This window comes from Bradyrhizobium sp. CB3481 (genome assembly GCF_029714305.1).
Lineage (GTDB): Bacteria > Pseudomonadota > Alphaproteobacteria > Rhizobiales > Xanthobacteraceae > Bradyrhizobium.
This window is the reverse complement of record NZ_CP121647.1, coordinates 3,454,674-3,479,707: the sequence shown is the minus strand read 5'-3', so window position 1 is coordinate 3,479,707 and position 25,034 is coordinate 3,454,674. Positions and strand designations below refer to the sequence as shown.

The following is a 25,034-nucleotide window of genomic DNA, read 5'->3' as shown; positions in this document are numbered from 1 at the left end:
TGTCTCATGAAATTTATGCGTGTATGGCGCCGGAACCCTCTACTTCAAACTGAGCGGCGGTTGACCAGCAGCACCGCGGCTGCGCAGGCGGCCATACCGGCGACCGAGACGGCGTCGAGCCGCTCGCCGAACAGGACAAAGGCCATCAGCGAGGTCACCGCCGGCACCAGATAGAACAGGCTTGCTACCGACGTCGCGGCCGAGCGGCGGATCAGCCAATAGAGCAGCCCGATCGATCCGATCGACAGGACGACCGCAAGCCAGGCCAGCGCCAGGATGAACTCGGTGGTCCAGTGCACCACATTGGTCTCGAATAGCCAGGCGCCGAGGCCGAAGAAGATCGTCACCGCGACGTATTGCACGAGATTGCCGGACCGCCAGTCGATCGCGCTGCAATAGCGCCGCTGGTAGAGCGTCCCCAGGGTGATGCTGACTAGCGAGACCGCCGAGGCGAACCAGCCCCAGCCCGCCTCGCCGCCCATCGGCCGGTCATGCAGGATCAGCCCGACGCCGGCGAGCCCAAGCAGCAATCCGCCCCATTGCAGCGGCGTGACGCGCTCACCGAGCCAACGGCTCGCAATGGTCGAGGTAAGAATCGGCTGCAGCCCCGGGATCAAAGCCGAGAGCCCGGCCGGAATGGAATGGGCGATTGCGATCGCGGTGCCGCCGAGATAGATGCCGTGCACCAGAACGCCGGCAACCGCGCTGTGCGCGATACCGATGCGATCAGGCCAGCGTGGCCGCGCGACCGCGACGATGATCGCCATCAGCCCGACGACGCAGGCCATGCGGATCGCGAGATAGGTCAGCGGCTCGGCGCCACCAAGTGCATATTTGGTGCCGATGAAGCCGGTGCTCCACAGCACGACAAAGATCGCGGGCGCCGCGCGTGCGGCAATTTTTTCGAAGTCGCCGGTCATCTGGCGTCCCTGTTGCCCGATCATGTGCCATGCGGCAAGGACTGATCGCGCCGGACCACGGCGTGACTACATGCTGAAGTCTGTCATATCGAAGATTTCGAACCAGGAACGAGATCAACGAGCGGATGAACCGCGTGTCGATTCATCACGTGGTGACTAGTACTCCAGCCAGAGCCCCACCAGCGCTACCATCGAAATGATCGAAAGGAATCCGCTCATCGCCGTCAATATTCGCGCGTCGATGCGTGGTACGTCGGGCGCTGGCCGGGCAGCGCCCGAATGGATGAAACGCCACACGGCAGCGACGTAACAGAAGATACTGAAGACGATCAACGCGCTTCCGTTGATCTGGATGATCCAGGCCGGCATCAGACCGGTGAGCACGGTCTTCGCGCCTGCGCCGCTTGCGAGCGCAAACAGCCCGGTTCTGATCCAGGCACTATAGGTCCGCTCGGCCGCCAACGCGGTGCGGTTGGACGCGAGTTCGGTGCGGCGATCGGCGCTGTCCTCGATCCGGACCGAGCTCTCTTTCAGCTTCTTGGCACTGTCGGCGACTTTTGCGGTTTGGATGTCGACCGCCGTAGACGCAGCTTTCTTGCCCATGAATCACCGTTAATGAAATTCGCATTCGCCGCGCCTGATGGAGTGCCAGGCCCGTCGTCTGGTGAAACCAATCGGAATGAACGCAATTGACCCCCGGAAGGTTCGGAACCTGATGAAATTGCGCAATCGGCGCGTCGGGGATCAAGGATGGCGGCGGGACGGCGGCTGCAGATAGTGTTGTTGGCGTTCGCTGCATGCTTGCTGACGACGACCCTCGCCGACGCCGCTGGCGAAAAATCCACCCGCCCGTCCGAATTCCTGCTGCTCGCCCAGATCGCGCTCCTGATAGTGGTTGGCCGCGGGCTCGGCGAACTGATGCAGCGGATCGGCCAGCCATCGGTGATGGGGGAACTGTTGGGTGGCCTGTTGCTCGGCCCCTCCCTGTTCGGATGGCTCTGGCCGGCTGCGCACACCGCAATCTTTCCCCCCTCGCCGGAACAGAAAGCGCTGATCGAGGGCATCGCGCAGTTCGGGATATTGTTGCTGTTGCTGCTGACCGGCATGGAAACGGACCTCAAGCTTGTCCGCAAGGTCGGCCGGGCCGCCGCCACGATATCGATCGCGGGAATCGTGGTTCCATTCGTCTGCGGCTTCTCGCTCGGCCAGCTCCTGCCGCAGAGCCTGCTTCCGCATCCGGAGTCCCGTCTCGTAGCTTCGCTGTTTCTCGGCACCGCACTGTCGATTTCGTCGGTGAAAATCGTTGCGGTCGTCGTGCGCGAAATGAACTTCATGCGGCGCAACGTCGGTCAGATCATTGTTGCCACAGCAATAATCGACGACACCATCGGCTGGATCATCATCGCCATGATCTTCAGCCTGGCATCGCACGGCACGCTTGATATTTTTTCCGTCAGCCAGGCCGTGCTCGGCACCCTCGCCTTCCTCGCGGTCAGTTTCACGATCGGCCGGCGACTGGCGTTTCGCTTGATCCGCTGGACCAACGATTATCTCGTGAGCTCGGCAGCGGTCATCACCGTGATCCTGTTGCTGATGAGCGCGATGGCGATGATCACGCACCTGATCGGCGTTCACACCGTGCTCGGCGCATTCGTTGCCGGCGTTCTGGTCGGGGAATCGCCGATACTTACCCGCCAAATCGACGAGCGGCTGCGTGGCTTGATCTCCAGCCTGTTCATGCCGGTGTTCTTCGGCCTGGCCGGGTTGAGCGCAGACCTGACCGTGCTCAGGGACCCCAACCTGCTGCTGCTGACGATCGCACTGGTGCTGATTGCCAGCATCGGAAAATTCGGCGGCGCTTTCGCTGGCGGCGCGCTTGGCGGCCTTACGCGAAAGGAATCCTACGCGCTCGCAAGCGGTATGAATGCGCGCGGCTCAACCGAGGTCATCATCGCAACCATCGGTCTTTCGATGGGCATGCTCAGCCAAAACCTGTTCTCGATGATCGTGACGATGGCAATCCTCACGACAATGGCGATGCCGCCGATGCTTCGTGCCGCGCTTTCCCGCCTGCCGCTCGGCGATGACGAGAAAGTGCGGCTCGAGCGCGAGAAGTTCGAACAAAAGGGCTTTGTCACCAATCTCGAGCGCCTGCTGCTGGCGGTGGACGAGAGCGCGAACGCGAAATTCGCGGCTCATGTCGCCGGCCTTCTCGCGGGAGAGCGCGGACTGCCGATTACGGTTCTGCATGTGGGTGCCCGGGCAAAGCAGCAGGAAGGAAGGCGCGAGGATGCGGAGAGCCACGAGACCGTCGTCAGGAAAGCGGCCACCGCAAGCGCGGAAGCCGATCAGATGAACATCCACGACGTCGAGGTCACGACGCGCGCCCGGGCCGAAAGGACCACCGACGCCGTTGTGGAAGAGGCGCGAAAGGGCTTCGATCTTCTCGTCGTCGGAGTAGAGAATGTCCTGGGCAAGGACGGTTTCGACAAGAAGGTCGAAGACGCGACTTCAAGGTTCAAGGGGCCAATTGCGCTCGTTGCGGCAAAGGGTATCCACCTGAGGCAGCCCGCCAAGGCGGAGTTCAAGATACTCGTTGCGGTTTCCGGCAGCGCGGTATCGCGACGGGGCGGGGAGGTTGCGGTCGCACTGGCGCGCTTGAGCACGCATCCACTGAACGTGGTTTATGTGTCCACGACACGGGACAAGGGCACGCGCCGGAATAGCGCCAGCATGTCACTCGCCAATGAGGAGAGCATCCTGAAGGACGCCGCGGCGGCAGCGGCCCGTTATGATGTCAACGTGAACACAACGTTGCGCGCAAGTGCGGCTCCTGAAGAGGCCATCCTTCAGGAAATCAGGACAAGCAGCGCCAACCTCGTCGTACTGGGTGTTGACCGGATCCAGGGGGATTTGCTGAGCTTTGGCAGCGTCGCTGCCGCCGTGCTCCGCAAATCGAAGGTGTCGGTCTTGCTGATCGCGGATGGAGAGCCCAACCGGAAAGATTGACGCCGGTGCAGAACCCGCTGCGCCTCACCACTCTTCCGGGCAGGGATCGACGATCTTCCAGAGCTCGGTGCCGTTCTTGATCTTCTTCATCTCGGTGGTGAGCCCGCCATTCCTGCGGATCCAGTCCTTCACCGTATCGGGGTAATAGGACATCAGATCCGACGTCCCCTCCAGGCTCGTGACCTTGATGCCGAAGGTGAAGGCCTTGTCGTAATAGGCCTGGTGGAAGCCGAGGCTCGCTTTCGGCGTAACGCAAATCTTGTTCATCGGCACGATGCCGAACACCAGCGTGCAGGCCGAATTGCAGATGCCGTCGATGATCACCCGCTCCTTGCGGTCGCGGATTCGCTTGTACTTGGTCTTGTATTCCTCGACATAGCCGCCGTGATCGCGCGTGATGTGCAGATCGGCGCGCGCCGGGCTCGCAACCGCGAGCGAGAGGAACAGCAAGGCAAGGGGCGTGATGCGCATGGGTCGATCGGGAACCGGGTAGCCTCGTCACATTCGGGATAGCTCGGCCCGCTAGCTCAGGGACCGGACAGCAAAAGTTTGGCCGGACTGTGTTGGGAATTCGTTAAGCATCCCTTGAGGCCAAAAAGGGGCGGGTTAAGGTGGTTTTTCCGCAGCTTTTCCTCCCGCTTCTCCTAGAATACGGGGCCGGATCAGGCACAATATGAGAGGGAACAGCTTCGACCGAATCGGAGGCCACGCCTCTATCTTGTTGTTTTGACGTACTTTCTTCACGCAAACGGGCATCCCGCCCGAAAGTGCGATCGTCCAGTGGGACTTCCGGAGAATCGAAATGACCAAAACGAAGTTTTGCGTTGCCACGGCCCTCCTCTCGATCGCGGTCCTGGCCCCCACCCTGGCGGATGCCCGCCATAATCGGTACCACCTTCACAATTGGGGCCTGCCCTACCCGATCAGCTTCCTCCACAATTACGGCCCCGGCCCGCAACCCGGCACCTTTGCCTACTACGATGGTCCCTCGACGGTCCTGTGCCGTCAGAGCGCCGCCGCCTATATCGGCCAGGACCGCCGCCGGCATCCCTGCTACTAGGATCGAGCGGCTGGCTCTATCAGACCAAGTCTGATACGAGCCAGCGCGAGGCGCTCGTAGCTCAGCTGGATAGAGCATCGGATTTCGATTCCGAGGGTCGGGAGTTCGAATCTCTCCGAGCGCGCCATTTCCTCGCCGCTTGCAGACAATCCCTCCCTCTCATTCCAATTTAGACCCGAAATTGCGTGCACCTTGTACGCTGTTGACGTTGCTCGACCGAGTCGACGACCGGTGCGGACATGCCAGTACAGTGGGGGGCTGCAATGAAGAACGCGGAAGGATGGGCGATCGAGCTCAAAGGCGAAACGATTGACATCGACGATGCCCGCGAAGTTCTTCGACCGCCATTCGACCCTTGGATCGAGGACTATCTGGCCGGCGACGGCGTAGTTGTTTCGCTGCTTCGGACCAAGGCATGGGCATCGATCATCAAGGCGGCAGATGTTACGCGCGATGCCAGGCGGATCGTTGAGCGTCTGAACGGGGCAGCTATTCTCATCCACAGGGACGCCAGGCCGCTCGGCATTGGTCTTGTCTTGAAATTCGATGCCGCAGGGAAGCGCATACCTATTCTTTCCGCTGCTTCTGCCAAGCTCACCTTGAACCTGGAAAGAACACGAGATCGAACGCCGGCGGCTATCTCCGCAACACCAACCGCATCGGAGTCGTCCGTACAGCGCTGGCTACGGGAAGCCGATGCTGACGACAAGCGTGCCGCGCTGTTCTCGCATCTGACGCGGGCAGACAATTGGCACGATATTTTCAGGTCGGCGGAACTGGTGCGGAGGTTGGCCGGTGGAGAAAGTGCGTTAAAGGCCTCTCTGGGGCCAGATTGGACGTATTGGCGGCTGATGTTTCGTACCGCGAACTGCTACCGGCACGCCCCCGATCCGGAAAAGTATCCGGTTCCGATTCCCCCCGCTGAATTGGAAGAAGCCCGCGCGTTTCTCTTTGAGGTGGCCCCCCGCTTTCTTTAGTAACGCTTCAAGCCCAGCACATCCTGCATGTCATACTCACCCGGCGCACGCCCGATCAGCCAGCGCGCGGCCGCCAGCGCGCCGTGCGCGAACATGCTGCGATCGAGCGCCTGATGTGAAAGGGTCACAACCTCGTCGGCCGCGGCGAACGTAACGCTGTGCTCACCGACGATGCCCCGCCCCGCATGACCGCAAAGCCGATCTCGCCCATCGGGCGCTCACCACTGACGCCATCCCGGCCGCGCCGCTCCACGGAAGCGAGGCAAACGCCGCGGCCTTGCGCGGCGGCTTCGCCCAGCATCAATGCGGTTCCGGAAGGCGCATCGACCTTGCGGCGATGATGGGCCTCGAAAATTTCGATGTCCCATGTCTCGCGCGGGAAGACCTGCGCTGCCTGACCAGGCCAACCAGCATGTTGACGCCAAGCGAAAAGTTGCCGGAACGCACAATCGCGATGCTGCGCGCCGCGTTCCTGATTCGGCCGAGCTGCTCCGGCGTAAAACCCGTGGCGCCGATCACCAGCGCAGGTCCGCCTCTTGCCGCGCATGCTTCCGATAACGCGGTTGCCGCCTCACCCGTCGTAAAATCAATAATCACATCCGCGACATCAAGCGCGGTGGCGAGGTTGATAACCCCGTCGCCGCTGCTTCCGCAGCGCCCCAGATTGCCAACGTGAAGAAAGGCAGGTTCATCGCGCAGGTTGGAAACGACTGCCTGGCCCATATGTCCATGCCCGCCGGCCACCACGATTTTGCAAGGCGCGGTCAATTTCGACACCAGAGAAGGTAGCGGACGGTCTTCGCTCCATCGTCGAGCGTTGCCCGGCCGACTTCGCAAAACCCTTGCGCCGCGTGAAATCGGTCCGAGCCGGGATTCGGCGGCTGCATGTTGATCTCGCAGACAATGCGATCGTGGCCAAGCTGCCCGGCCCGCGTGAACAGGTCGGCGTACAATGTCCGGCCCAGCCCCCGGCCCCGCTCCTCCTCGGCGACGACGACGCGGTCGACGTACAGAAACCGCCCATAACGGCTCCGAAACCACTTGAAGTGGATGCCGTCGTAATCGTCCGCCTGTTCAAATGCGAGAAGAAATGCCTGACCGGGCTCGATGAACGTCGCGATGCCGGCGGCGCCGATCATTCGGTCGAACCGCTCCGCCGTCAGCAACGAAGTCTCACGGACACTGGCATTGTTCACACGAAGCAATGCGCTACGTGGCAAATCATGGCCATGAAGGTCGAGAACGTCTGGAAGCAACTCAGCCCCCTGTTGACCGGCTCCCGGACGGTAGCATCGTAACGACGCAGTGGCCAGTCGCAGCCCTGCGCGACCAGCTTCGTCGATGCTGGCTAGACAGCTTCGATGGCCGGCCAAGAGACCGGCGTTTCACCCCTCACGAACAAATCCAAATAATCGCGATTGCAATCGGGACACCCAACGCGAGCGCACCGAATATCGCAGGGACGAATTCCGAAAGCAGGCTTACGTGATCTCGTACGGAGGATGACATGACGTTACTCCTTGGAGCCCCACGAGCTTTTGCCCGCCCCCAAGATGAACGATCAATTTCGCGCCTTAGGACGAGGGTCCGTGGCGACTCTCTACGGAGAGGCAATGGTGGGGCGTTATGGTTAACAAGAGGTTAATGCCGGGAGGTTCGTCGACGGCGTCCGGACGGACGCTCGCCTCATCGTGGACCGTGCGCATGCGCTGGAGATGCCGTTTCGATCGGCGGTCCGGAAGCCCCGGCGCGGCCAACATCGCGCCGGGTCGCCCGTCCTCGCATCGCCGTCAAGGAGCGGCTTTCACTTGGGGGGCCGCTCCTTTTCAGCAGAGCAAGTGCCGATCAGAACGAGCAGCCATACGCGGTGAGCGAAGCCTTCGTCGCATCCATCGTCTGCTTGCAGGTCGCTTCCATCGTCGCCTTGGTCGACGGGTTCTTGGCCATGTCGACCCACACCTTGCGCGTCTGGTCGATCTGGGTCTTGAACGTCGCGCGCTGCGCCTCGGGGACCTTGGAGCCGACGCAAGCGTCGTACTTGGTCAGGAATTCGTCGCAAGCGGCGATGCCAGTGCTCTGTGCGTTGGCCGCGGTAACGCCCGCGAGCAGCGTGAGACCTGCGATACCCGCCACAAGTGCCCCGACCTTCGATGTTGTTTGACGCATGATTTTTATAACTCCCCTGTAACAACCGAACAATTAGGATCGCCGGCAGGCGCCCATATCGCCCTGGTCGAACGCGCACAGCATCACGCGCCGACAACCGGTCGGCGTTGTTATCGTTGTGTGGTTCGAGCGTTAGCGATTCAAGGCGAGACTGGGCACCATCGTGCCGGCGACGAACAAATGTTCCTTCAATTTGGCGAGATTAAGGGTGACGACGACGTGACGTTGCGGCGGCCACTCGATGGCAACAGGCTGTCGCGATCATGTTGCCTTCTAGCTTGAGTTGTGGCCCTTCACAGCGCCACAGATATGAGTGGACCTGGACTTACGCCGCCGACGTATCAATCGAGCGGCGTATCACCCGCCGCACCTCGGCGTTGGACAGGAACAGATCGTGGTTGATGATGCCCCACCCGGCATCGGATGCATCGATGACGCGCACCCCGAGCCGCTCGATGGCGGCCTTCTCGGCGGCGCCGACCCGCGTCATCCCGCCGGCCAGCCGCCCCGACAGCGCCAGCGCGCGGTCGTTGGTCGCGGCAACGACGGTGATCTTGCGGCCGAGCGGCCCCATGCGGGTAACCGAAGACGAGAATACGTCCATGTCGATATCCGGCGAGGCGAACACCACGGCGCCAATCCTGTCCGAAACGGTATCGCCATGTCGCGCATAGAGCTGTCGCAGGCTCTCAAGCGTGAGCATGGTGCCCATGCTGTGCGCGACGATGTGAACGCGTCCGGCGCTCGGGCTCGTGACCACGGAATTGAGCACGCGCTCGAAATCGTCGCGGGACCACATCGCACTGTCGCGATCATAGGCATAATCGAACAGCCCCGCCTTTGACGGCCAGGAGAATGCCATGGTCTGGCCGCGGAATTTGATGCCGTCGGCAAGATGCGCGGCATCGAGCGCTGCGGTCTCGAATGTCTGCTTGAAACCGTGCACGTAGATCAGAACGTCGCCACCGGTCAGGAGATCGCTGATGTCGCCGGCAGGCTCGATTGCATCTAGGCGCCAGTCGCCGAGACCGGCCGCGGCGAGTGAGAAACGGCTCTCGTCGGGCGGCACCAGCTTCGCGCGGGCGACGGTCATCCTTGTCGCGCGCTCCGGCCCGAACCACGGCTTCGTGCGCCCGCCGTTCACCGGCTTGCGCGTGGTCGCGACGAGCAATGTCGGCTCCGCCGAGAGCGACGCGGCGTCGTAACGCGCGCCGGTCGCGGCCATGCTGGTGCATCCGCCGAGCGCAAGCACGCTGGCCGAGGAAACCACCCCGCGCAGGAATGTACGGCGGGACGCAGAAGTCTCGTGTTGCTGCAATTGTCGGACGATCACGTAGGACCTTTTGGGAACCCGCCCCTGAGCACCGGCCCCGCACGTCTCCTGAATTACCATGGCGAGAAAAGGGCGGGTAACAGCCAGATCCTTCACAGGAATCGATCGTTCCGGTTCCGTCGCGATTCTGTGATCGCCCGGGCGCGCGACGAAACCATTCTCCCGCGCCGCGAAACGCTCCCGAAACAAAGGGCCGCTACGGTCCAGCCAGTCGAACAGCGGGGTTAGATCATGTTGGTATCGGTCCTGAACCTCATTTACCGCGAATTCCTCAAGCGTGCCCTTGTCGGCATGACAATGCAGGGAGGAAGGCTATGACAGAAGTCGTAACAGCAGTCCTCGTCTTCGTGAGCATCGGTGTATTCCTGGCTCACGCATTTGACGCTTATCGGCTGCGTTAAATCCGTCATCGCACTTGTAGATACGCTGAACGCGAGAGCGGTCATCTCCTCCGGAAGCGTTCAGCGCTCTTTCCCTACCTGCTCCCGTCTTTTGCCGCTATGAACACGTCGCGGTCGGGAAATTTCCCGAACAGTTCGGCCGGCTGGCCGAAATTCGTTGCGAGCACATCCTTCGGATTTGCCGCGATCCATTGCGACAGGTCGATGGTCTCATAGATCCCGGCGTTGAATCCGATCAAAATCCGCGCGACGCGGCTGCCGACATTCTCGATCGAATGACCATAGCCCTGCGGGATGTAGCCGACATCGCCCTTCTCCAATCGCTCGGTCCGGAAGCGTCCGTGCGAGCCGAACAGAGTGACACTCACCTCACCATCAATCACGTATTGCCATTCGTCGGCGTTCGGATGCCAGTGCAGCGTTCTCAGCGCACCGGGATCGAGATCGAGGATGACGCCCGTGATCGTCTTCGCGATCGGGAAGCGGCTGGAATCGACGCGCCACTCGCGGCCGCCCGGATAGGTAGCGTGCGGCGGCTGTGCCAGCAGCCGGTATTTGTGGGTCTCGGGCGGCAGCTTCCAGCCTTGCAACGGCGCAGAAGGCGCTGCCGGCGGCGGCTTGCCGCGCGCGAAATACACCTCTGCCTTTGGGAAATTGGCAAACGTCGCCTCGGGCAGGCCGAAATTCTTGGCCAGCAGCGCCGGTGGCGTGTGTCCGACCCAGTCGGTGATGCTGAAGGTGCCGAACTCGGAGAAATAGCCGTTGTCGAAAATCAGGATGAAGTGACAGGGCCTGTCATCAAGGCATTGCAGCATGTGGCCGTGGCCGCGCGGAAAGTACCAGACGTCGCCGGGGTCGAAATCGTTGGTCTCGGCAAGGCCGCTCGGATCGACGACGGTGGTGCGGACCCGCCCCTCGAGGACGAATGCCCATTCGGCGGCGGTGGCGTGCCAGTGCAGCTCGCGCATCGCGCCGGGCTCCAGCCGCATCGAAACCCCCGCGATCCCCTTGGAGATCGGCAGTTGCGTCACCGTCGCCTCCTTGCCGTAGCTGTTGCCGATGACCTTGCCGTCGGACTTCTCGAGCGCGAATTTGAAGGTCGGCAGATCCTTGCCCGCCAGCGTCGGGTCCGGAACGTTATTCATGAAGCTTGGATCGCCCGCGGCGGCCGACCGGGCCGCGCCCAGCGCCGCCAGCGAGGCGATGCCTGCGGCGGCGAGAAACGCGCGGCGTTGCTGATCGGACATGGTGCACTCCCTGGGACCAAATACCTCCGGCGGCCTTCAGGAGCACGCCGAGGCCGGTCCAATAGAGCACAAGTTTGATGCCGGCGGATGCCTCTCCGCCGGGGGCAGGCTGTCAAATCCCCACGACCAGAGGTCACAAAATATCCCCCGACAGCCTACGGTCTGCCGCCGGTGGATTCGAAAAGCCATTAAATCAACGGGTTAGACAGACGCGCGGGGATGGTGCTAGAGATCGCTGGCGCCGAGCGGGATTTCGATTCCGAGGTCGGGAGTGATGGTCTCTCCAGGCGCGCGCGTCGCTAACGGCTATTCGGACATTTCAAATGAGAAAAATCATACTGGCGCTTGCGGTGCTGTATCCTGCCGCAGCCTTTGCGCAAACCGCGGCCCCCGCCGAACCTCCCACCGTCGGCGGCAAGCCCCTGGTTCAGGTCGGATCCAAGAAGGCGGCAGCGGGCAAGAAGGAAGCTCCGGCCAAACCTCTTTCGGCCGCCCAAAAACTGCAGGCCTGCCAGGATATCGACGATGGCACCAAGGAACGCCTGAATTGCTATGACGCCGTCTACACGCCACAGCCCAAAGCGAAGGCGGCGGCGGCGAAAAGCATCAGCGACTGTCGCCACGTCAAGGAGGAGGACGAGCGGTTGACCTGCTTCAATGGTTTTGCGGACAAGATACCGAAGCTGCCGCGCTAAACAGCGCGGCGTGCTCTACCAGGTGGAATTCCAGCTCGGACCACCACCGAAGAAGCCGAAATGCGACTGCTGCGCGACCCGCATTTGCGGCGGTTGCGCGAACTGCATCGGCGCTTGACGAACTCTGGCCACCTTGCGCTTGCGCTGTTGGACCTGCGGCTCGGGCTTCTTTGCTTCCGGGACGAGTTGGGCAAATGTCTCCCTCATCCGGGCCTGGGCCGGGACATCGACCGCGACAGGGGTAGCGGCCGGCGCGGGCGGTGTGGCGGCCTTCGCCGTCACCACCGGTGGGACAATGGTCGGAAGGCTGGTGTCATAGACCACGCGCTCCGGCAGCTTCTGGTCCGAGCGGATACGCACGACGGTCTTGTCGATGGAGGGGACGGCCTGGCTGACCACCGCCGGCTGCTGTTGCGGGAATAGCGCGTCGATCGCCACCAGCAAGGCGAGCAGCACGCCGCCGACAAACAGGAAATAACGGGCAATGGGCATTGGTCTCGCTCCCCCCGCGCGAGCCACGCGCGGTTCAACCGCCCCAACGGGCGATATAGAGATTAGTTCCTGCTCAACCGGCAAGGTTCAAAGGCGCGGGTCAGATTTTCCGGGGTGGCGCGCGAAGTTCTGGCGCGCAGGGTTAAATACGGCTGGCCGTTACCAGTGAACATTTCGCCTTATTTGCGTTGACGTTGACGAACCCGACCAGCAGGCCGGCATATCGCTTCCGGCTCTTCATGTTCACGGTATCGGGAATGATGCGCCGGCGGTCAGTCAGGTGGCTGCCATCGCGCCGGGTGAAGGTGCAGGCAATCTCGATGTCCTTCACGGCATATTCGTTGGCATTGCGAAGCGTGAAAGTCACCAGCGCTTTCGAGCCGAGCCCACCCCTGCGCCACGATTGCGAGACGATTCTCAGACCGTCGAGCGGCGATCCGGGCATCGTCGTTTCCGCCGGGGCGATATCCACCGGCGCAGCGGCGGTGGCCGGATTGGCATCGGCGGGTACTGCCGATGATGGTGGCGTGCCCGACAGCGTCGCCTGAGTCGCAGCCGTGTCGTCCGCGCGGGAGGCGTCTTGCGAGAGGCGGCTCACTTCAGGCGGCGTCGCCGCGGAATGGCTCTCGGCATCGCTTGCCTGTGGAATCATCAGCCAGATGGTGCATCCAGCAATGGCGATGGCTGGCAGCACGGCGAGCCGCACTTCGGGCTTCCCGAACGACCACCCGGCGATTCTCATAGCCGTGTCCTCACCCGGCGGCGCCGGCGATCGCCGCGCCGCGCATGAAAAAAGCCCTACGGGCGTTTTCCGTACGGCTTTTGCTACGACTGCCGCTTACGGGATCCCGCCGCCCGTCAACAATCATCCGGGGAGGAAATGGTTCCATGCCACCTCGACGATATTGCGGCGACGGCGCAAGTTTGCAGAATGCAGCCTACGGGCCTGCAACATGGATTCTTGCAAGATGGATTGTGCCCGGCGGCTGGATCGGCTGGCCGCAGCCGGCCTTCAGCGGCCGCAACAACAACAATGGGGAGACCAAGATGCCGACCGTTATCTGGGACCATGTTCATTTGCGCAGTCCTGACCCCGAGGCGACCGCCACATGGCTGCAAGATATTCTCGGCGGCGAGATCATTCGCGCGCCGGGGCGGATCGACGTCAAGCTCGGCGGCGCCAATGTCTTCATCGCACCCGTCACCGCCGGCGATGGCGTCAACAGCCCACCAGTGACGCCCTATCAGGGGCTCGATCATTTCGGACTGACGGTAAAGGACATCGACGCGGTCGCCGCCGAGATCAAGGCCAAGGGCGTCGAGTTCACGAAGGAACCAACCACCATCCGGCCCGGCGTCCGCATCTGCTTCATCCGCGGGCCGCAGGGCATTTCGATCGAGCTGCTCGAGCGCGACAAGAAATATGCGTGACGCGCTTTGGCGTGTCGGCCGTCAGTGCTCGCTTTACGTCATGCTGCCCGGCATGAAGCAGCGGATGCTCAATCCCTGATAGCCGCGAACCGGCCAGACCATGGTTCTTCCGACCCGGTTCGGCTCGGTGATGACGGCGTCATCCGGCACGTCATACCATTCGCTATCGATGCGAACGCGGTAGTGCCCGCCTTTGGATTCCCAATCCACGTCGCTGACGGCACTGCCGTCCGCGTCGGAGCAGCATGGCCCCTTCCCGCTTCTCAAGCTGTCGAACCACTGCTTGAGCGGTGAGTTGGCGTAACGGCCATCGGGATCGCGGGCCTCGCCGGGCGCGAAGGTCAGCGGCGTGATCAGCAACATCCCGCCGACGATCAGCAGCTTTTTCCAGCGGCCCGCGCGATGGCGGCCCATGGTTTGATGGTTGCGATTCGCTGCGTATGAAGACGGCACGTGGCCGCCGGAACTCATCCAGTTGGTCACCTGTTTCTCGTGCTCCAGCACCAACCAGCCGGTGCTGCAACAAGCTATGCATTTCGCGGGCCAAGCTGAGTCGCCGTCATCCCAGTGTCACGCCGGCGTGACATGGTTGGTGGTTTGCCGCCTGCGCGGGAACTGGGCAGTCAACCTGACGCGTTGACGGTGCCGGCCGCGCTTTGGCATAACTCCTTGACTGGCCTCGGTGGGCGCTGCGGCCGGCACTTGGGACGTCATGAAGAACGGGCTGTATTCGATCCACGTCACCCTGCTGGATGGGCGCATCGGCAAGGGCAGTGGCGTTATTCTGTTCCGGGATGGCCAGATTCTCGGCGGCGACGCCTATCTATTTTATACCGGCAGCTACACCGTGAAGGGCGATACCTTCAAAGGCGAGGTGCTGGTGCAGCGTCACACTACCCCGCGCGACAACGACAATCCGCTGTTCGGCGGACCCAATCCGGTCGGCATCGGCGTATCCGGCACCTTCAGCGACACCCGCGCTACCATGAATGGAACCGCGCTCGTCGGCAAAGCCAGCCAGATTTTCGGCGCCACGCTGCACAAGCTGGCGGATATCAACTAGCGCAACGGTCAACCAAGGCGGCCTGCCCGCCTACTCCGCCGCCTGCTCCAGCGGCGCGGTGCGCGGCAGGATCATCTGGATACGGGTGCCGCCGCCCGGTTCGGAATCAAGATCGAGCCGACCGCCGAGCCGCGTCGTCACGATGCTGTAGACGATGTGCAGGCCAAGCCCGGTGCCGCCCTGATCGCGGCGTGTGGTGAAGAATGGATCGAAGGCGCGGCGGCGGACGTCGAGGCTCATGCCGCATCCATTGTCGGAAAAGATCACCTCGACATTGTCCTTGCCGGACTCGCGCACCTGGATGTCGACTGTGCCGGGCTTGCCGTCCGGAAACGCATGCGCCACCGAATTGAGGAACAGGTTGGTGAGCACCTGTCCGTACGGCCCAGGATAGCTGTTCATCATCAGATTGGGCTGACACTCGACATTGAGCGTCAGATTGTGTTTGCGCAGGCCCGGACGCAGGCTCATCACCACCTGCTCGGTGAGATCGCCGAGATCGAAGGTGCGCTGGTCCGAATAGTTACGATCGGCGGCAACCTGCTTGAATGACTGGATCAGCTCGGCGGCGCGATTGAGATTGGCGACGAGCTGTGACGATGCGTTACGGCTGGTGTCGAGAAAATCGTTCAGGCTGGAGCGCCGCAGTTCGCCACGGGCAACCTCGGCCGCGAAGTTCGACGTCTTGCGTTCCAGCGCGGACGCGACCGTCAGGCTGATGCCGACGGGATTGTTGACCTCGTGGGCGACGCCGGCCACCAGCCGACCCAATGCCGCGAGCTTTTCCGCCTCGATCAGCGAATTCTGCGTCTCGCGCAGGTTACGCAGCGCCCCTTCGGCCGCATCCTTGGCCTTGCGCATCTCGGACTCAACGCGCTTGCGCTCGCCGATGTCCAGCGCGACCGTCACGATGTTCTCGATCTCGCCGGCCCCATCCAGGATCGGCAGCTTGTTGACCAGCCATTGCCGCATCTGGCCGGAGGAATCGCGGTATTCCTCCTCGTAGAAGCCGAGCTCCTTGCCGACCGCCAGCACCCGCTTGTCGGGCTCGTCGGTCTTTTCCGCGCCGTAGCGCGACATCAGTTCGGCCGTGGTACGTCCGATCGCATCGCTCGGCTCGACGCCGAATATGCCGGCCATATAGCGGTTCATCAGGACATAGCGGAGCTTCTTGTCCTTGACGTTGATGACGGCGGGTACGGTATCGATCACCATTTGCAGCAAGCGGCGGCCTTCGGCGATCGCATCCTCGGCGCGCTTCTGGTCGGTGATGTCGCGCACCGTTCCCTCGTAGCGGATGATGACGCCGGCCTCGTTGTGCACGGCGCTCGCGCTGTCGGAGAGCCAGAGCACCGAGCCGGTGCGCGTGCGAACCTGATATTCGTATTCGCGCACCATGCCGTCGCGCTGCATCAGCCGCTCATATTCCGCCCGCGCCTCGGGATGGACATAGACACCTTCCGCAATGTCGCCGATGCCGCTCATCAGATCCTGCGGCGCGGCATAGCCCATCATCCGCGCCAGCGCCGGGTTGGCATTCAGCAGCGCTCCGCTTGGCGTCGTGACGTAAATTCCGTCGACCGAGGATTCGAACAGCTTGCGGTAGCTCTCCTCCGCAAGCCGCTGCTCGGCGAGCGCGCGCACCGCCGCCTCGCGCGCCGCATCGGCATCGACCAGCGTCTGCCGGAATACTTCGGCGGCCCGGGCGATGTCGCCGATCTCGTTGTCGACGTCTGTCGCCGGGATCGAGGCGTTCTTTTCGCCGCCGGCGACCGCGCGGATCGAGCCAGCAATCGCGGCCAGCGGGCGGACGGTGCGGCGAACCACCAGCAGCGAGGCGAACAGCCCGATCAGGACGCCGGCGGTGCCGAGCACGATGCTCTGCCACTTCGCCTCGCTCAGCGTCCTGGCGAAATCGCGGGAGAGGACACGCCCCCGCCGCTCGCTGACGTCGCGCAATAGTTCCGTCACGCGCTGGATCAGGCGGCCCTCGGCACCCAGCACTTCCCGGTCGATGTCGGATATCTGCCGTTCGCGGATCGATATGTTGGCGATCGCCAGCGCATAATCGTCGACAATGCCGCGCAGCTTCGGGTCCGCGATCGTCATCGAGCGCATGCTCTCCGCCGCCTGTTCGGCCGCGGAGGGGTTATGCGCCAATAGCGCCGAGGCGATGCGGCTCTGGGTCTGGGACAGGCTCGCCGCCAGATGAAGATCGGTGGACTCGGCAATCGCCGCGTCGAACTGCTCACGCAGCGGTGGAAGCGCCACGATCATTTCGGCGCGGCGGTTGATCAGCGCGGAAATCCGCTCGATCCCGCTGCGGTAGGTCGACAGGCGCTCGGTGACGCCGTCGATCATGTCCTGCTGCTCGGGAGCAAGCTCCAGCCTGGTCTTCTTCAGCACCTCGCCGAGCGCGGTCGCGGCCTCGCCGACCTGGAGCGACTGGTTGCCGGGGTCGGTGACGAAATCCCGCGCCGCCAGCCGCAACTCGTTCATGCGGCGGTCGATATCTTCGGCGAGATCGCCGACGGCCTGCAGCCGCTGCAACTCGGCAAAGGTCGAATCGATGTGGCGGATGGCGATGACGCTGGCGGTCGAGGTGATGATGATCACCGCCAGCACCAGCATGAAGCTGCCGAAGGTCAGTTGGCCGATCGAAAGCGAGAACGATCGCGGCGGCGTCGAATTCGGCGTTTCAGCGGTCATGTGGTCGGGGCCGGGCTCCAGTCGGCCTAGTATATACAACGCCTTTCGGGGCTTAGGGAACATGCCGGGAACGATGGTAAAGCCGGGCCGAACCCCGTCCCAGGCCGCGCCTGGGCCGGCTTGGCGGCCACTATCGCCGCAATTTTGCACCGTATGGCGCGTTCAGGCGGCGGCGCGGGGCGACTTGCGCGCGGGGATCGTCATCGCGGCGACACCGACGACGACGCAGCCAAGCCCGATCCAGACCGTCGGGCTGAGCTGCTCGCCGAGGAACAGCACCCCCACCGCGACGCCGATCGGCACGCGCAGATAGGCCTGCGCGGTAGCGCCGACCGAACCAAGCGTCTGGATCAGACGGAAGTAGATCACGAAGGCGAATGCCGTGGAGAACACCGCGAGCCCCAATAGCGCCAGGAGCGAATTCGTCGACGGCGCCAGCGTCCATGGCCGGTCCACCACCACGCTCAGCGGGATCAGGACCGCGGCGCCGCAGAGCAGCGATCCCGCGGCCGGCGTCATCGGATCGAGATCCCTGAAGGCGCGGCCGAAGATCGCCGCTCCCGCGTAGCAGACGGCGGCCAGCAACAGGACGATCTGCGCGGCCAGTTGCTCGCCCAGCCCCGCCAGCGCCTGCACGCCGACGATCAGACAGATGCCCAGCATCCCCGCGGCGACGCCGACCAGCTTACGAAACGTCACCGGCTCGTGGCGGGTGATCGCGAAGGTCAGGAAGAACGTGAAGATCGGCGCCGTCGAGTTCAGGATGGTTGCGACCCCGGCATCCAGCGCTCGGGTGCCCCAGGCCACCATGGTCCAGGGAATGACGCTGTTGAGACAGGCCTGGAACAGGAAGCGCCGCCAGTTCGCGGCATCCGCCGGCAAGGCAATCCCGCGCCAGCGCATGATCGCGATCAGCAGCAGTCCGGCGATCAGGGTGCGGCCTGCAATCAGCGTGACCGGCGGGATCGTTGCCACCGCCACCTTCAGGAATGTGTAGGAAGCGCCCCACAGCGTCGCGAGCACCAGCAGCAGCGCCAGTTCGCTCGCGATACCCGTATGCTGCTCCTTACCCATGTCTCCGACCCGGTCTCGATCAATATCAGGACCGGACATTACAGCCTGTCAGCGCCGCAATACTTCGGTGCACGACGAAGTGTGGATGCAGCCGACTCAGCCGACCGAGCCGACCTCGAACACGTCGCCGTCGTAGCCCGCCTCGATCGGAATGCGGAGCTGCCGGCCGCCATTGTTCCTGGTCATGACCGGCGTCACCGTGACGATCGATTTGCCTCTGGAGTCATCGAGCGCCGACGCCACGCTCGCGTGCTTGCCGAGCTTGATCAGGTTGCGCGTGGTCGGGAACGGCAGCTTGAAGCGCCCGGTCTCGCCGCCTTCCAGCGCCTCGCGCGGCGAGACCCAGATCGAGTCGGTGGATTCCTTGCCGTCATGGGCGCCGACCTGTTCGGGCGGCGCGGCGGCGAGGAAGAACCAGGTGTCGAACCGCTTCGGCATGCCCTCCGGCGTGATCCAGTGCGCATAGGGTACGAGCTCATCGAGCGCCAGCACCATGCCGTTGTCGGCGAGCACCTTCAGGAAGGTGATCTTGCCGTCGCAGAGGTCGGCACGATGCGCCGCTTCGATCTCGCTGGCGCGCCTGGCCTCGACCAGCGCCTGCGATCCCTTCGGCCGCGCCAGCAAGATGCCGCTTTCCTCAAACGTTTCACGGATCGCGGCGATGCGGAAGCTGAGCGTGACCTCATCGAGCCCCTCGCCGCCCGAATAGAGCGCAGGGTTCGCGATGATCTCCTTGTCGCCCTTGTCGACGCTGCCGCCGGGAAACACCAGCGCGCCGGAATTGAAGTCGATCTCATAATGGCGAACCATCATGAAGACCTCGATCTCCTTGCGCTCGGCGCTGTCGCGCAGCAGCAGGATGGTGGAGGCAGGGCGCGGGGCGACGGTTTCAGCCATGTGACTAACCCGCCGCGCTGGATTGGGGTTGCAGATTGGCGCGGCGGTCGACGCGCGCCACGCGCGACAACAGATAGTCGACCTCAGCCTTCGCAGTCGCCGTGATCGTTGCGCCGGGCTTGCGCTGCGCGCTGGAGGAAATGATGCCGCGCTTCTGCAGCACGTATTTGCGTACGGAAAGTCCCGCACCCGGCTGCTGCTCGTAGCGGATCAGCGGCAGATGCGCATCGAACAGGTCGTGCGCCGCGTCGCGCTTGCCGGCCTTCGACAGCTTGACGACGTCGATCAACAGTTCCGGGAAAGCGTAACCGGTCATGGCGCCGTCGGCGCCGCGCTCCATCTCAAAATCGAGGAACAGGCCGCCATTGCCGACCAGGATCGAGAGCGGCCGCAGCGAGCCGTCCTTCTGGAAGTTGCGCAGCGTCGTGATCTTCTCCAGGCCCGGCCAGTCCTCATGCTTGAGCATCACGCAGGACGGTGAATCCATCACGATCTTGCGGATCACGGCCGGGGTGAAGATGACGTTGAGCGTCAGCGGATAATCCTGCAGCACCCAGGGAATCTCGTCGCCGATCGCTTCCTGCGCCTGCTTGAAATAGCCCGTGATCTGATCGTCGGTGCGCAAATGCGGCGGCGGCGCGATCATGACGCCGGCGGCGCCGGCATCCATCGATGCTTTCGCGAGCGAGCGCATTGAGGCAAAACCCGGCGCCGAGACGCCGACGATGATCTGCATGTTCTTGGCGCGCTTGACGAAGCGAACCGCGACCTGCTCCGCCTCGGCTGCGTCGAGCTTCGGCGCCTCACCCAGAATGCCGAGTACGGTGACGCCGTCGCAGCCGACTTCGGCGTAGAAATCGGTTAGCCGGTCGATCGATTTCTCGTCGATCCGGCCGTCCTCGTGGAACGGCGTCGGGGCGATCGCAAAGGTGCCTGCGGCCTGGGCGGTGAGCTTCATGATTACCTTCTTTGCAGGGGCTTAGGGACGGAATATTCCGGTCTTGGATAGCATCACCGACCTCCCCCTCAAAGCAGCAGATTGAGCCGCGGAATCAGCCTGCCGGGGATCGAGCCCGATGGAACAAGGCCGTCATCAACCGCCCCCATGCGGCGGTAAAATTCGGCGGCATCGGGGTCCGCCTCGATGACCAGCGCCGTGGCGCCCGCGGCGCGGGCTGCCGCCTTGGCCCAATCGAGCAGCCTTCGGCCCGTTCCGGTCCGGAGCATGGCCGGCTCGACGAACAGCTTTTCGAGCTGGGCTGTGCGGCCTGCGGATTTCACCTCGGCGATCCCGGCGAGGCGGCCGTCGAGTTCGGCCACCTGCACCTGCGACGCCCGGATGCTGGCCGGCGTCAACGTGAGCTCCTTGCGGCACGCCGCCATGAACGCATCGTCATAGCCCCACACCGCCTTGGAGCGCAGGCACAGCTCGGTGAGCTCTGCACCTTCCTCGGGGCGCGCGGGCCGCAATGCGAGCATGGCACCTCCATCACCGGCAAATCAGAACCTACGCGCGCCCATCTTGATCTGCTCTTCGGAGAAAAAGATCTCCTTGGCGTGGGTCACGATATCCTCGGCCTTCCAGCCCGTGAACGGCGGCTTCCAGCCTTCCATCTCCATCATCCGCATCTCGCGCACGCCGCGCGGGCCGGAGACGCCGAGCACCTTGCCGGTCTGGTCGCCCGAGAGATCGCTGACCATGTAGAGCACCGCCGGGGCGATGCCGTCAGGGCCGAGCGCCGCGCCGGGATTTTCCTTGTAGCGCGGCAGGTCGGCGGTCATGCGGGTCAGCGCGCCCGGGGCGAGCGTCCAGATCCGGATGTTGTACTTGCGGCCCTCGATCGCCAGCACGTTCGACAGTCCCCAGATACCGCCCTTGGCGGCGCCGTAATTGCTCTGGCCGAAATTGCCGATCAGGCCCGACGTCGAGGACGTGTTGACGATGACGCCGCCGCCGTTTTCGCGCATCCATTTGAACACCGGCTGGGTGCAGCAGAAGGTGCCCTTGAGGTGCACCTTGATCACCTTGTCCCAGTTGGCTTCCTTGGCTTTCGCAAACGTCTCGTCGAGCAGGATGCCGGCATTGTTCACCAAGATGTCGGCGCGGCCGAAATTCTTGATGGCGTCGTCGAACACCGATTGCCCGCCCGCGATGGTCGAGATGTCCGCGCCGTTGGCGACCGCGCGGCCGCCCTCTTCTTTGATCGCATTGACCACCTTCTGCGCCATCGACACGTCGGCGCCGGAGCCGTCGCGCGGCCCGCCGAGATCGTTGACCACAACCGCCGCGCCCTCGCGCGCGAATAGCTTTGCATAGGCTTCACCGAGCCCGCCGCCGGCGCCGGTGATGATGGCGACCTTGCCGTCGAGTAATCCCATGGTGTTCTCCCGTTTTGTTTTCCGTTCTCGTGTCCCGGACGCGATGCAGCGTGAAACGCTGCTTCGCTGAGCCGGGACCTATGGCCGGCGTGGGCCCCGGCTCAGCAGCGCACCACTTGCGTGCTGCGCTGCATCCGGGGCACGAGACCTATCCCAGCACCGTCTTCCCGCTCTTGATCACCGTCACGCCCCTCGCCTTCACCTTGGCTTCGAACGAGACGATGTTGCCGTCCTTCCACAATTCCATCGTCACGGTCTCGCCGGGATAGACCGGCGAGGAGAAGCGCGCGACGTGCTGCTTGAAGGCGGATGGATCGTAGTCGGCGTAGGTCTGCAGCACGCCGCGGCAGGTGATGCCGTAGGTGCACATGCCGTGCAGGATCGGCCGCGGGAAGCCGGCCTTCCTCGCAAACTCGGGATCGGAGTGCAGCGGATTGCGGTCGCCGCACAGGCGGTAGACCAGCGCCTGGTCCGGCCGCGTCGTGATGTCGACGATCTTGTCCGGCGCGCGCTCCGGCACCTTGTGCGGTTCGGGCTGGCCTTCCGAAGGCCCGCCAAAGCCGCCGTCGCCGCGGGCGAAGCGCGAGGCGACCAGTGTTGCCAGCTTCTCTCCGTTCTCGTCCTTCAGCACGGTCTGGTGACGGATGACGGCGCCCTTGTCTTTGCCCTTGTCGAACACGTCGAGCACGGTCGAGTCGGCGGTGATCTTCGCCGCACTCGGCAACGGCCTGTGGAAGGTGATGTCGCGCTCGCCGTCGACCACCATCACGCGGTTCAGATTCATCTCGCCGGGATTCGAGCCCCAAGCCGCGACTGACGCGAAGGTCGGCACCACCTTCAGCGGACGCGGGGTGAAGGTGCCCTCGTTGACATAGGCGAGTTCTTTTTCGTCCATCGGATCGGCGCCCATACCGATGCCGTAGGCGTAGAGCATCACCTCGCGGTCGGTATAGGCATATTTCTGGCCGAGGTTTTTCAGGGCCATCAGTTGTTCGTAGTTGATCGGCATTTCGGTTGTTCCTCCGAACTCTTGTTTGCGGTGCCCGTTGCAGCGCCCTCTCCCCTTGCGGGAGAGGGCTACGCCGGCGTCGAACACAAACTCGATTGGGAGAGGGGTTGCTTCCACAAACGCATCTCCCTCGTGGAGAGAACCCCTCATCCGGCGCTTCGCGCCACCTTCCCCCGCAAGGGGGGAAGGTACTTTTTAGGCCGCGGTGAAGAACGGCAATGGCGCGCCTTCCGTCGGCTTCCACACCAGCTTCACCTTCTGGCCGATCTTCAGTTTTTCCAGATCGCAGTCGACGATGTTGGTCTGCAGCGACGGGCCTTCCTTCAGCGTGACATAGGCGATCGCGTACGGACCGGTCGGTGACTTCCGCATCAGGCTATAGGTGTAGATCGTCGCTTCGCCGGACGCCTCCTCCCACTCGGTCTTGTCGGAGGCGCAGAACGGGCAGATCGAGCGCGGGAAATAGTGCCGCTCGCCGCAGGCGGTGCAGCGCTTGATGATGAACTTGCCGGCCTTCGCCGCTTCCCAGAACGGCGCGGTTTCCGGATTGGTCACCGGTGCTGGATACTTCTTTGCTTCAGCCATCACACGCGCTCCAGAATGCAGGTCGAGGCGGCGTGACGCACGCCAAGGAGTCCGCCGGTGCCGTGCGCGATCGCGAGATCGCAATTTGGCACCTGCACTTTCGGATGCGCTTCGCCGCGCAATTGCCTGACGGCTTCGAGGACTTTCGTCATGCCGCCGCGGTTGACCGGATGGTTGCTGCAGAGGCCGCCGCCGTCGGTGTTGAACGGCAGCTTGCCGACGCCCGAAATGAGATTGCCGTCGGCGACGAACTTGCCGCCCTCGCCCTTCTTGCAGAAGCCGAGGTCTTCGAGCTGCATCAGCACCGTGATGGTGAAACTGTCATAGATCGAAGCGTATTTGATGTCCTTCGGCGCTACGCCCGCTTCCTCGAATGCACGCGGGCCGGACCAGACGCCGGCGGAATAAGTGAGATCGAGATCCTTGCCGCCGCGCGGGCCCTTCATCGCCTCGCCATGGCCGATCAGGCGCACCAGCGGCTTCTTCAGGCTCTTGGCGATCTCCGGCGTGGTCACGATCATCGCACCGCCGCCATCGGTGACGACGCAGCAATCCATGCGATGCAACGGATCGGAAATCATCGGCGAGTTGATGACGTCCTCGACCGTAACAACCTCCTTCAGCATCGCATGCGGGTTGTACTGGGCGTGGTGGGAAGCCGCGACCTTGATCCAGGCGAGCTGCTCGCTGGTAGTGCCGTAGTCGTGCATGTGGCGCATGGCACACATGCCGTAGGCGTTGTGGGTGGTCGCGCCATAGGCGGCCTCGAAATCGGCCTCCGCTCCGGCCGCGCGCGCCGGCATCGGGCCGGTGCGCGGCTTGCCGGCGAGCGTCACCAGCGCCACCGAGCATTTGCCGGCGGCGATCGCCTCGGCAGCGTGGCCGAGATGGATCAGATAGGAACAGCCGCCGGTCTCGGTGGAATCGACATGGCGGAGTTTTTTCGTGTTGAGGCCGAGATAATCGACCATCGGCCACAGCCCGCCCGGCGCATCGCCGGCCATGAAGTAGCCGTCGATGTCGTCCTTGGTCAGGCCGGCATCCTCGATCGCGCCTTTGGCGACCTCGGCATGGAGCTGTGCGGTGGATTTATCGGGTGCGTGCCGGGTGGGATGCTCATAGATCCCGGCGATGTAGGCTTTGCCCTTGATAGTCAAATCGATCTCCGCTGGCGTTTCTTCTTCATGGTTTTTTCTGGCCTGTCGGACCGGCCTTGGCAAGCGCCATGATATTCCGCAGGGCGAGACGGTAGCGACTGGACTCAAGTCGGTGGGCCCGTGTGAGAGCCGCATTACACGGCCGTCATCCCCGCGCAGGCGGGGATCCAGTATTCCAGAGACGTCAGTGATTGAACCGATAAGCCGCGGCGTACTGGATCCCCGCCTTCGCGGGGATGACAACTGAATATGAGGCTGCGTTCTCGCGACATGATTTGCCCGAGGTTTGCCTGATAACTTTCGCCCCCTCCAATCTGAGGGCGCAGGGAAGACCGGGTGCGCGCCGCACCCGCGGTCTCGTGTGCTATTATGCGCATAGCAAGAGGTGCACACGAGCATACAGGTTCGGCGGAAGCATCCCGGCCTTCCC

Annotated in this window: 25 protein-coding genes, 1 tRNA gene and 1 pseudogene; 7 read left to right on the top strand and 20 right to left on the bottom strand. The window is 63.3% G+C overall.

The genetic code is table 11. The features are described 5' to 3' along the window. Nucleotides 1-44 precede the first annotated feature (44 nt). Nucleotides 45-920 (bottom strand): DMT family transporter, encoded by an 876-nt coding sequence (locus QA643_RS16820; RefSeq protein ID WP_283034212.1) that lies wholly within the window; start codon nucleotides 918-920, stop codon nucleotides 45-47. A 156-nt stretch (nucleotides 921-1,076) separates the two neighbouring features. After that, nucleotides 1,077-1,523, bottom strand: a complete 447-nt coding sequence (locus QA643_RS16815) for a DUF202 domain-containing protein (RefSeq protein ID WP_283034211.1) — start codon at nucleotides 1,521-1,523, stop codon at nucleotides 1,077-1,079. Nucleotides 1,524-1,670: 147 nt separating this feature from the next. Between QA643_RS16815 and QA643_RS16810 the strand changes: the two genes are divergently transcribed. Continuing rightward, nucleotides 1,671-3,929: a cation:proton antiporter gene (locus QA643_RS16810; protein WP_283034210.1), complete on the top strand. Its 2,259-nt coding sequence runs from the start codon at nucleotides 1,671-1,673 to the stop codon at nucleotides 3,927-3,929. A gap of 24 nt (nucleotides 3,930-3,953) precedes the next feature. On the opposite strand, the gene QA643_RS16805 is transcribed toward QA643_RS16810, so the two are convergent. After that, the gene (locus tag QA643_RS16805) at nucleotides 3,954-4,400 is read right to left on the bottom strand and encodes a hypothetical protein (RefSeq protein ID WP_283034209.1); all 447 of its coding nucleotides are present in this window, start codon (nucleotides 4,398-4,400) and stop codon (nucleotides 3,954-3,956) included. A 331-nt stretch (nucleotides 4,401-4,731) separates the two neighbouring features. Between QA643_RS16805 and QA643_RS16800 the strand changes: the two genes are divergently transcribed. From QA643_RS16800 to QA643_RS16790, 3 genes are all read left to right on the top strand, one after another. Next, on the top strand, nucleotides 4,732-4,989 hold the full coding sequence (locus QA643_RS16800) for a hypothetical protein (RefSeq protein WP_283034208.1): 258 nt from the start codon (nucleotides 4,732-4,734) through the stop codon (nucleotides 4,987-4,989). A gap of 50 nt (nucleotides 4,990-5,039) precedes the next feature. Continuing rightward, nucleotides 5,040-5,116, top strand: a tRNA-Arg gene (locus QA643_RS16795). 136 nt (nucleotides 5,117-5,252) lie between these two features. Then, nucleotides 5,253-5,966 (top strand): hypothetical protein, encoded by a 714-nt coding sequence (locus QA643_RS16790; RefSeq protein ID WP_283034207.1) that lies wholly within the window; start codon nucleotides 5,253-5,255, stop codon nucleotides 5,964-5,966. On the opposite strand, the pseudogene dapB reads toward QA643_RS16790, so the two are convergent. From dapB to QA643_RS16765, 5 genes and pseudogenes are all read right to left on the bottom strand, one after another. Next, nucleotides 5,963-6,689, bottom strand: a pseudogene (gene dapB / locus QA643_RS16785) (4-hydroxy-tetrahydrodipicolinate reductase). The gene QA643_RS16790 and the pseudogene dapB overlap by 4 nt on opposite strands. 41 nt (nucleotides 6,690-6,730) lie before the next feature. Then, nucleotides 6,731-7,132 (bottom strand): GNAT family N-acetyltransferase, encoded by a 402-nt coding sequence (locus tag QA643_RS16780; protein WP_283034206.1) that lies wholly within the window; start codon nucleotides 7,130-7,132, stop codon nucleotides 6,731-6,733. Nucleotides 7,133-7,811: 679 nt separating this feature from the next. Then, complete coding sequence (locus QA643_RS16775) at nucleotides 7,812-8,132, bottom strand: hypothetical protein (protein WP_283034205.1); 321 nt, start codon at nucleotides 8,130-8,132, stop codon at nucleotides 7,812-7,814. A 325-nt stretch (nucleotides 8,133-8,457) separates the two neighbouring features. Continuing rightward, nucleotides 8,458-9,465: an alpha/beta fold hydrolase gene (locus QA643_RS16770; RefSeq protein ID WP_283034204.1), complete on the bottom strand. Its 1,008-nt coding sequence runs from the start codon at nucleotides 9,463-9,465 to the stop codon at nucleotides 8,458-8,460. A 475-nt stretch (nucleotides 9,466-9,940) separates the two neighbouring features. After that, nucleotides 9,941-11,113 carry a cupin domain-containing protein gene (locus QA643_RS16765; RefSeq protein ID WP_283034203.1) on the bottom strand — a complete coding sequence of 391 codons (1,173 nt, stop codon included), beginning with the start codon at nucleotides 11,111-11,113 and terminating at the stop codon, nucleotides 9,941-9,943. A 323-nt stretch (nucleotides 11,114-11,436) separates the two neighbouring features. Between QA643_RS16765 and QA643_RS16760 the strand changes: the two genes are divergently transcribed. Further along, nucleotides 11,437-11,808 (top strand): hypothetical protein, encoded by a 372-nt coding sequence (locus tag QA643_RS16760; RefSeq protein WP_283034202.1) that lies wholly within the window; start codon nucleotides 11,437-11,439, stop codon nucleotides 11,806-11,808. 15 nt (nucleotides 11,809-11,823) lie between these two features. Here QA643_RS16760 and QA643_RS16755 read toward each other — a convergent pair whose 3' ends face one another. Continuing rightward, on the bottom strand, nucleotides 11,824-12,300 hold the full coding sequence (locus QA643_RS16755) for a hypothetical protein (protein ID WP_283034201.1): 477 nt from the start codon (nucleotides 12,298-12,300) through the stop codon (nucleotides 11,824-11,826). A 142-nt stretch (nucleotides 12,301-12,442) separates the two neighbouring features. Beyond that, a complete protein-coding gene (locus QA643_RS16750) occupies nucleotides 12,443-13,006 on the bottom strand; it encodes a hypothetical protein (RefSeq protein WP_283034200.1) in 564 nt (187 codons plus the stop codon). Between the two features lie 341 nt (nucleotides 13,007-13,347). On the opposite strand from QA643_RS16750, the gene QA643_RS16745 reads away from it, so the two are divergent. Continuing rightward, entirely contained in the window at nucleotides 13,348-13,731 is a 384-nt protein-coding gene (locus QA643_RS16745; protein WP_283034828.1) for a VOC family protein, read from the top strand. 33 nt (nucleotides 13,732-13,764) lie between these two features. On the opposite strand, the gene QA643_RS16740 is transcribed toward QA643_RS16745, so the two are convergent. Continuing rightward, nucleotides 13,765-14,094 (bottom strand): hypothetical protein, encoded by a 330-nt coding sequence (locus QA643_RS16740; protein ID WP_283034827.1) that lies wholly within the window; start codon nucleotides 14,092-14,094, stop codon nucleotides 13,765-13,767. A gap of 349 nt (nucleotides 14,095-14,443) precedes the next feature. On the opposite strand from QA643_RS16740, the gene QA643_RS16735 reads away from it, so the two are divergent. Next, complete coding sequence (locus tag QA643_RS16735) at nucleotides 14,444-14,794, top strand: GrlR family regulatory protein (protein ID WP_283034199.1); 351 nt, start codon at nucleotides 14,444-14,446, stop codon at nucleotides 14,792-14,794. 30 nt (nucleotides 14,795-14,824) lie between these two features. Here the strand turns inward: QA643_RS16735 and QA643_RS16730 are convergent, their stop codons facing one another. The 9 genes from QA643_RS16730 to QA643_RS16690 all read right to left on the bottom strand — a co-directional run bounded on the left by QA643_RS16730 (nucleotide 14,825) and on the right by QA643_RS16690 (nucleotide 24,604). Further along, on the bottom strand, nucleotides 14,825-17,503 hold the full coding sequence (locus tag QA643_RS16730) for a PAS domain S-box protein (protein ID WP_283034198.1): 2,679 nt from the start codon (nucleotides 17,501-17,503) through the stop codon (nucleotides 14,825-14,827). Nucleotides 17,504-17,665: 162 nt separating this feature from the next. Next, nucleotides 17,666-18,577, bottom strand: coding sequence for an EamA family transporter (locus QA643_RS16725; protein ID WP_283034197.1), 912 nt, complete (start codon nucleotides 18,575-18,577; stop codon nucleotides 17,666-17,668). A 96-nt stretch (nucleotides 18,578-18,673) separates the two neighbouring features. After that, nucleotides 18,674-19,474 carry an NUDIX hydrolase gene (locus QA643_RS16720; protein ID WP_283034196.1) on the bottom strand — a complete coding sequence of 267 codons (801 nt, stop codon included), beginning with the start codon at nucleotides 19,472-19,474 and terminating at the stop codon, nucleotides 18,674-18,676. Nucleotides 19,475-19,478: 4 nt separating this feature from the next. Next, entirely contained in the window at nucleotides 19,479-20,432 is a 954-nt protein-coding gene (locus QA643_RS16715; protein ID WP_283034195.1) for a dihydrodipicolinate synthase family protein, read from the bottom strand. Between the two features lie 68 nt (nucleotides 20,433-20,500). Next, entirely contained in the window at nucleotides 20,501-20,953 is a 453-nt protein-coding gene (locus QA643_RS16710) for a GNAT family N-acetyltransferase (RefSeq protein ID WP_283034194.1), read from the bottom strand. Between the two features lie 21 nt (nucleotides 20,954-20,974). Further along, nucleotides 20,975-21,853, bottom strand: coding sequence for an SDR family oxidoreductase (locus QA643_RS16705; protein ID WP_283034193.1), 879 nt, complete (start codon nucleotides 21,851-21,853; stop codon nucleotides 20,975-20,977). A 148-nt stretch (nucleotides 21,854-22,001) separates the two neighbouring features. Beyond that, nucleotides 22,002-22,862 carry a MaoC/PaaZ C-terminal domain-containing protein gene (locus QA643_RS16700; protein ID WP_283034192.1) on the bottom strand — a complete coding sequence of 287 codons (861 nt, stop codon included), beginning with the start codon at nucleotides 22,860-22,862 and terminating at the stop codon, nucleotides 22,002-22,004. 195 nt (nucleotides 22,863-23,057) lie between these two features. Then, the gene (locus tag QA643_RS16695; protein ID WP_283034191.1) at nucleotides 23,058-23,447 is read right to left on the bottom strand and encodes a Zn-ribbon domain-containing OB-fold protein; all 390 of its coding nucleotides are present in this window, start codon (nucleotides 23,445-23,447) and stop codon (nucleotides 23,058-23,060) included. Then, nucleotides 23,447-24,604, bottom strand: coding sequence for a thiolase domain-containing protein (locus tag QA643_RS16690; RefSeq protein ID WP_283034190.1), 1,158 nt, complete (start codon nucleotides 24,602-24,604; stop codon nucleotides 23,447-23,449). The genes QA643_RS16695 and QA643_RS16690 overlap by 1 nt, the downstream gene beginning before the upstream one ends. Nucleotides 24,605-25,034: the final 430 nt, after the last annotated feature.